Source organism: Microcystis sp. M049S2, assembly GCF_020245625.1.
GTDB classification, from domain to species: Bacteria; Cyanobacteriota; Cyanobacteriia; order Cyanobacteriales; family Microcystaceae; genus Microcystis; species Microcystis ichthyoblabe_A.
In genome coordinates this window covers 1-6,829 of sequence record NZ_JADBUN010000202.1, presented here as the reverse complement: position 1 = coordinate 6,829, position 6,829 = coordinate 1, and the positions used below count along the sequence as shown (strand labels likewise).

General features: G+C 45.5%; 7 protein-coding genes, 2 pseudogenes and 1 CRISPR repeat array. All 9 genes and pseudogenes read left to right on the top strand.

The window, feature by feature from the left end; genetic code table 11:
- A partial coding sequence (gene cas5d / locus IM496_RS16850) for a type I-D CRISPR-associated protein Cas5/Csc1 (protein ID WP_287662650.1) occupies positions 1–322 on the top strand: 322 nt, incomplete at its 5' end.
- A gap of 9 nt (positions 323–331) precedes the next feature.
- Complete coding sequence (locus tag IM496_RS16845) at positions 332–898, top strand: Uma2 family endonuclease (RefSeq protein WP_287662649.1); 567 nt, start codon at positions 332–334, stop codon at positions 896–898.
- A pseudogene (locus tag IM496_RS16840) lies at positions 898–990 on the top strand (CRISPR-associated endoribonuclease Cas6); the annotation flags it as partial. The gene IM496_RS16845 and the pseudogene IM496_RS16840, both read left to right, overlap by 1 nt.
- Before the next feature lie 225 nt (positions 991–1,215).
- A pseudogene (gene cas5d / locus IM496_RS16835) lies at positions 1,216–1,407 on the top strand (type I-D CRISPR-associated protein Cas5/Csc1); the annotation flags it as partial.
- 9 nt (positions 1,408–1,416) lie between these two features.
- On the top strand, positions 1,417–1,983 hold the full coding sequence (locus IM496_RS16830) for a Uma2 family endonuclease (protein WP_287662646.1): 567 nt from the start codon (positions 1,417–1,419) through the stop codon (positions 1,981–1,983).
- Positions 1,983–2,816, top strand: coding sequence for a CRISPR-associated endoribonuclease Cas6 (gene cas6 / locus IM496_RS16825; RefSeq protein WP_287662645.1), 834 nt, complete (start codon positions 1,983–1,985; stop codon positions 2,814–2,816). The genes IM496_RS16830 and cas6 overlap by 1 nt, the downstream gene beginning before the upstream one ends.
- A 2-nt stretch (positions 2,817–2,818) precedes the next feature.
- A complete protein-coding gene (cas4, locus tag IM496_RS16820) occupies positions 2,819–3,412 on the top strand; it encodes a CRISPR-associated protein Cas4 (RefSeq protein WP_069474919.1) in 594 nt (197 codons plus the stop codon).
- 5 nt (positions 3,413–3,417) lie between these two features.
- Positions 3,418–4,422, top strand: a complete 1,005-nt coding sequence (gene cas1d / locus IM496_RS16815) for a type I-D CRISPR-associated endonuclease Cas1d (protein ID WP_287662643.1) — start codon at positions 3,418–3,420, stop codon at positions 4,420–4,422.
- Positions 4,423–4,434: 12 nt separating this feature from the next.
- Positions 4,435–4,707: a CRISPR-associated endonuclease Cas2 gene (cas2, locus tag IM496_RS16810; protein ID WP_002742874.1), complete on the top strand. Its 273-nt coding sequence runs from the start codon at positions 4,435–4,437 to the stop codon at positions 4,705–4,707.
- Between the two features lie 233 nt (positions 4,708–4,940).
- Positions 4,941–6,796: direct repeats of the CRISPR family, unit length 37 nt; unit sequence GTTCCAATTAATCTTAAACCCTATTAGGGATTGAAAC.
- Between the last annotated feature and the right edge of the window lie 33 nt (positions 6,797–6,829).

Sequence of the window (6,829 nt, the reverse complement as noted above, 5' to 3'; positions counted from 1 at the left end):
CGAAAGTGTTTTTGAATGTTTTATCATTTCCCATCACCCCCTACAACTTCCTAAATGGATTCGTTTGGGAAAATGGATGAGTAAAGCGGAAGTAAAACTGACAGAACTTTCCCTATCAAAACAAAAAGAGGATTTATTTATTTATCCCTATCCTTTAAATCCTCTCGATGTTATGTTTACCCATCAGGTGATTGGCTACGACGTGATTAATATGCCTCCCGTTAGTTTAATCCGTAATGTACGAATGCGCGGGGAATATTACCAAATAAGCGATCGTCCCGATCTGAAAATTCCCGCTCGATTGTCCTATCGCTTCGGTTGAAAATTGACCATGACTCTTATATCTTCTAAATCCCTCACTTTACCGGAATTTTTCTCACTAACCGCTCCCGAGGGCGATATTACCTATGAATTAGTCGATGGAGAAGCGATCCCGAAAATGTCACCGAAATTCTTTCATTCTCGTTTAACTCTGGCTTTATCTTCTATACTCGATCGCTGGAATCAAGGACGGGGAGAAGTGGGAATCGAATGGGCGATCATTCTCAGCAAAAACGATCGAGATTGGTGTCCCGTTCCCGATCTTCTCTACATTTCCCTGGAAAGGTTAGGAGATATTCCCCTCACCGATGAAGCTTGTCCCGTTCCCCCGGAATTAGTCATCGAAATTATCTCTCCGGAACAATCTTTCAGCAGCCTGAGCGAAAAAGCCGTGGACTACCTAAAAGCGGGAGTCAGTCGCGTCTGGATCGTCGATCCCCGGGCCAAGCAGATCACAATTTTTTATCCCGACGCACCCCCGGCGATTAAAAAAGGCGATGACGAAATTAGCGATATTCTCCTCCCGGATTTAACCCTAACCCCCAGACAAATTTTTGCCAAGGCCCGATTAAGTTAATGCCCTACAGTCTCGTTCTCAATCTCACCCCTCGATCGCCGATCTATCCGAATTTTCTCACCGGACGACACCTTCAGGCGCTATTCCTTACAAAAAGAGGATTTATTTAGGGCTTGCTGAAAAAGTACGGGCGAAGCATTCGGATAGAAAATCTACGGTTTCACCGATAGGTTATTGCCCGAATGCTTCGCCCCTACAGGACGCGGGCCGATGAAGACGCAAGGTTTTGAACGACGATTCTCTCAAAATCTTGCACCTGTTTCGCTCGTAAAGCCCCAAAACCCTTACTTTGCCTACATTTCACATTTATTCAGCAAGCCCTATTTATCTATCCCTATCCTTTAAATCCTCTCGATGTTATGTTTACCCATCCGGTGATTGGCTACGACGTGATCAATATGCCTCCCGTTAGTTTAATCCGTAATGTACGAATGCGCGGGGAATATTACCAAATAAGCGATCGCCCCGATCTGAAAATTCCCGCTCGATTGTCCTATCACTTCGGTTAAAAATTGACCATGACTCTTATCTCCTCTAAACCCCTGACTTTACCAGAATTTCTCTCGTTAACCGCTCCCGAGGGCGATATTACCTATGAATTAGTCGATGGAGAAGCGATCGCAAAAATGTCACCGAAATTCTTTCATTCTCGTTTAACTGGTGCTTTATTTCTCGTACTCGATCGCTGGAATCAAGGACGGGGAGAAGTGGGAATCGAATGGGCAATTATTCTAAGCAAAAACGATCGGGATTGGTGTCCGGTTCCTGATCTCCTCTACATTTCCCTAGAAAGGTTAGGAGATATTCCCCTCACCGATGAAGCTTGTCCCGTTCCCCCGGAATTAGTCATCGAAATTATTTCTCCTGAACAATCCTTCAGCAGCCTGAGCGAAAAAGCCGTGGACTACCTAAAAGCGGGAGTCAGTCGCGTCTGGATCGTCGATCCCCGGGCCAAGCAGATCACGATTTTCTATCCCGACGCACCCCCGGCGATTAAAAAAGGCGATGACGAAATTAGCGATATTCTCCTCCCCGATTTAACCCTAACTCCCGGACAAATTTTTGCCAAGGCCCGATTAAGTTAATGCCCTACAGTCTCGTTCTCAATCTCACACCCCGATCGCCGATCTATCCGAATTTTCTCACCGGACGACACCTTCACGCGCTATTTCTTACCCTTGTCAGTAGTGTCGATCAGGAATTAGGGAACATTCTACACGCATCGGAGGCGGATAAAGCTTTTACCTTATCGCCACTACAGATGCAGTCTAGGGGAAAAACGATAAATTCCCCGCAGTGGCGACACGAACGGCCAATCGCCCCCGAAACTCCCTGCTGGTGGCGGATTTCTCTGCTCGATGACCGATTATTCGGTAAATTAACCTCGCTCTGGTTGAATCTCAATCCAAAACACCCCTGGCATCTCGGTTCCGCCGATCTGGTTATCACTAGCGTCCTCGCCACCCCGCAATCGGTTCAATTCTGGGCGAACTCTTGTACTTATCAAGATCTGTATGAAAACGCCTCGGAAACGAATCGGGAATTTAATTTCCTTTTCGCTACCCCCGTCACCTTCCGGCAGGGAAAATTCGATAGTGCCTTACCGACGCGGGAACTGGTGTTTAATAGCCTTCTCGGTCGTTGGAATCGCTATAGCGCTATCCCCTTCGATTCTATTGCCCTAGAGTCGATTTTCCCTAGTTTCTTCGATATTCAAACGAAATTAGCCGACGAAGCCTATAAAAACCATTCGATCGGTTGTGTAGGCGAGATTCACTATCGTCTTTTGGGAGAGGTGGAACCCGCAAAGATTAAAGCGATTAATGCACTGGCGGATTTTGCCCTCTATGCGGGAGTGGGACGGAAAACCACCATGGGAATGGGGATGACTCGCAGAATTGCTAAGGATAAAAGATAGCTATGGATGAATCTGATTACATACCGATCGCCGCTCTCAACCATTACGCCTACTGTCCCCACCGTTGTTGGAGAATGTTCGTCGCCGGGGAATTTCTCGATAATAGCTACACGATCGAGGGAACAAATTTACACGAGCGAGTTCACACCGTCGGGGCGGCAAACCGCGAGGAAATATGGCAAATTCGGGCGATCTGGCTTAAATCAGATAATTACCGTCTCATCGGTAAGGCCGATCTGATCGAGTCCCAGGATGGCGAATTTATCCCCGTGGAATACAAACGGGGCAGTAAAGGCGAATGGGATAACGACGAGTTGCAGGTGTGCGCTCAAGCTCTGTGTTTGGAAGAAATGACGGGAAAAAGGCTAGATACTGGCTATATCTACTATGCCAGTTCTCACCAGCGTCAACCGGTGGCGATCGATCTTGCTTTACGGCAACGGGCGATCGCTACGATCCGAGCAGTTGAAACCCTGATCCAGACGGGAAAAATGCCCCCGGCGGTCTATTCACCCCGCTGCAAGGGATGCAGTTTGTTCGATCGCTGCTTGCCCCGATTAACCGAAAAAGTCCAACGATATCGAGAGGAAGACTAAAAAATATGGGAACGGTATATGTGACAAGAGAAGACGCATTTCTCGGCAAAAATGACGAGCGTTTAACGGTTAAAGCATCCAAAGAAACGATCCTCGATGTACCTCTATTGAACGTGGAAGGAGTGGTGATTTTCGGACGGGGTTCAGTTTCTCCCGCATTGGTGATCGAATTGTTGGAACGTCATATTCCCCTGAGTTTTGTCACTGCCACGGGAAAATATCTCGGTAGATTGGAGCCGGAGATGACCAAAAATATTTTCGTTCGTCGAGCGCAATGGCAGGCCGCCGGCGATTCTCCGAAAGCCATTCATTTAGTGCGGGGATTCGTCCGCGGCAAGCTGAAGAATTACCGCAACATTCTGCTCCGTCGTCAACGCGATCGAAAAGAGTTGGATTTACAAACTGCGATCGCTTGTCTGGAAGCAGCGATCGGCTCGATCGAAACAATCTCGGCGATCGATTCTCTCCGGGGGTTAGAGGGAGCGGGAAGCGCGGCCTATTTCAGTTGTTTTGATTCCTTAATTCTCGGTGATACTTTTACCTTTACCTCGCGTAACCGTCGCCCCCCGCGAGATCCGGTCAATTCTCTTTTGAGTCTGGGTTATGCGTTATTGCGCCATGACGTGCAGAGTGCGATCAATTTGGTCGGTTTTGACCCCTATCTCGGTTATCTTCACTATCAACGCTACGGTCGCCCCTCGCTGGCACTAGATCTGATGGAGGAATTTAGAGCGATCGTCGTTGATGCCGTGGTTCTCAATGGGGTCAATCATCCTTATCTTACCCCCGAACATTTCACCACCGAACCCTTAAGCGGTGCGGTTTCCTTGACGAGAGAGGGGCTACAGATTTTCCTGCGCTTGTACGAACAGAAGAAACAATCCAAGTTTAAGCATCCGGTAATGGGTAAACAGTGTACTTATCAAGAAGCTTTCGAGATTCAGGCCCGACTAATGGCGAAATATCTGATGGACGAGACGGATAAGTATCCACCCTTGATTTTAAAGTAGATAGAGGCGGTCATGTATTTTGTTGTCAGTTACGATATTTCCGATGATAAGCGACGAACCAAAATTCACAATACGTTAAAGTCCTACGGCCAACGGGTGCAGTATAGTGTTTTTGAGTGCGATCTCACCGATACCCAGTACGCCAAGCTGCGCGGGCGCTTGAGTAAGTTGATCAAACCCGATACCGATAGCATCCGCTTTTATTTTCTCTGCGCCTGTTGTCGGGGTAAAGTGGAACGTATCGGTGGTGAGTTACCCCGGGATAATACAATTTTTTTTGTTTAGCTCGGTTGCGCTTCCGGGTAGCTGTAAAAATCCTTAACTATTATCTGGTGGCTGAAAAGCTTATGCAATATAGATTCGAGATGATTTTCCTTTCCAACGCGGGGCGCACCTTATCCCGTAAGGTTTTGCGGGGTCTTGAAGAACTGGGTCACTTGCTGTACAATGGGTTTATTGCGGGTGCGGCGCATACGAACCTTGAAAACCCCATAGCGTATAGCTTTTACCACTGGGCGGTTCCAATTAATCTTAAACCCTATTAGGGATTGAAACCCGGCTACCCGCACGGCTGACGCTAGTACGGGAGCCGTTCCAATTAATCTTAAACCCTATTAGGGATTGAAACTCTTATCTGGGCATTGGGATGAATTTCTGGAGAATGTTCCAATTAATCTTAAACCCTATTAGGGATTGAAACATATATAATGATAACCGCTCTCTCACGACTACATTGTTCCAATTAATCTTAAACCCTATTAGGGATTGAAACTTTGGGATGGGGTATCGGGAAAGACTGAGAGGGAGGGTTCCAATTAATCTTAAACCCTATTAGGGATTGAAACAAAGTGAGCAAGGAGGGGAATGTGAGTATTAATACTGTTCCAATTAATCTTAAACCCTATTAGGGATTGAAACGGCGATTGCTGGAGATTTCGGGTGAGGATTTCGTGCGATCGACGTTCCAATTAATCTTAAACCCTATTAGGGATTGAAACTGAATTAATGGGGACTGAAAATCCTGTAAAAGTGATTGTTCCAATTAATCTTAAACCCTATTAGGGATTGAAACCTACATACAGTTCTTCATAGCGGAGTCACGGCGCCGGTTCCAATTAATCTTAAACCCTATTAGGGATTGAAACCATAAGAGCTAATACAGAGGCACCTATAACACCCTGTTCCAATTAATCTTAAACCCTATTAGGGATTGAAACGTCAGATAGGTAATGTACAAACTCTGGAGCAGCGCCAGTTAGGTTCCAATTAATCTTAAACCCTATTAGGGATTGAAACTCGCTATTCCGGAAGGAATTCTTTTTACTATCTTGTTCCAATTAATCTTAAACCCTATTAGGGATTGAAACCGATCACTCTTACTCCGGGTAATCGATATTTAGTGTTCCAATTAATCTTAAACCCTATTAGGGATTGAAACATTGGGAGCGCCGATACTCTATTCCTTTGGTGCGAGAGTTCCAATTAATCTTAAACCCTAATAGGGATTGAAACTGCGACGGAACTTGGGCGGAAATTGACATTAGATTGTTCCAATTAATCTTAAACCCTAATAGGGATTGAAACGCTTGCCTTTTAATCCAAGCGACATGATCCTTGTAGTTCCAATTAATCTTAAACCCTAATAGGGATTGAAACAAAAGGCAACCCCACCAAAGCCGCCGTATAATGGTCGTTCCAATTAATCTTAAACCCTAATAGGGATTTAAACAGTATCAGCAACGGCGACATCGCCATTCGCCGCGCGTTCCAATTAATCTTAAACCCTAATAGGGATTGAAACTGGCACATCAAAAGCCAAAAGGAAAATCTCATCATGTTCCAATTAATCTTAAACCCTAATAGGGATTGAAACCGATTTACCTCTGACTATGGCAGTAATGCCCTGGTTCCAATTAATCTTAAACCCTAATAGGGATTGAAACGCGGGAACGATTAATCAAGCTTTGGATAAATACGGTTCCAATTAATCTTAAACCCTAATAGGGATTGAAACTCGTACCATTCGGGCTTGACAGCGCTCCGGGCGATGTTCCAATTAATCTTAAACCCTAATAGGGATTGAAACAACAAATTTTTACAGCGTGTTCAAACTTCATTAAGTTCCAATTAATCTTAAACCCTAATAGGGATTGAAACACGGGGTCGGTAGTTGGCCGAGGCATTAACGACGTGAGTTCCAATTAATCTTAAACCCTAATAGGGATTGAAACTTGAGGGGGGAAACGAAATTGATTTAACCCCTGAGGTTCCAATTAATCTTAAACCCTAATAGGGATTGAAACCAGAACTTTTACCTAACTTCTCAAATTCCTTAGAGTTCCAATTAATCTTAAACCCTAATAGGGATTGAAACCTCCACTTACCCGGCTCCGCCGAAGCCTCTGGG

Coding starts and splice junctions, on each gene's coding strand:
- IM496_RS16830 (WP_287662646.1), top strand. CDS start 1,417: ATGACTCTTATCTCCTCTAAACCCCTGACTTTACCAGAATTTCTCTCG.
- cas2 (WP_002742874.1), top strand. CDS start 4,435: ATGTATTTTGTTGTCAGTTACGATATTTCCGATGATAAGCGACGAACC.
- cas6 (WP_287662645.1), top strand. CDS start 1,983: ATGCCCTACAGTCTCGTTCTCAATCTCACACCCCGATCGCCGATCTAT.
- IM496_RS16845 (WP_287662649.1), top strand. CDS start 332: ATGACTCTTATATCTTCTAAATCCCTCACTTTACCGGAATTTTTCTCA.
- cas1d (WP_287662643.1), top strand. CDS start 3,418: ATGGGAACGGTATATGTGACAAGAGAAGACGCATTTCTCGGCAAAAAT.
- cas4 (WP_069474919.1), top strand. CDS start 2,819: ATGGATGAATCTGATTACATACCGATCGCCGCTCTCAACCATTACGCC.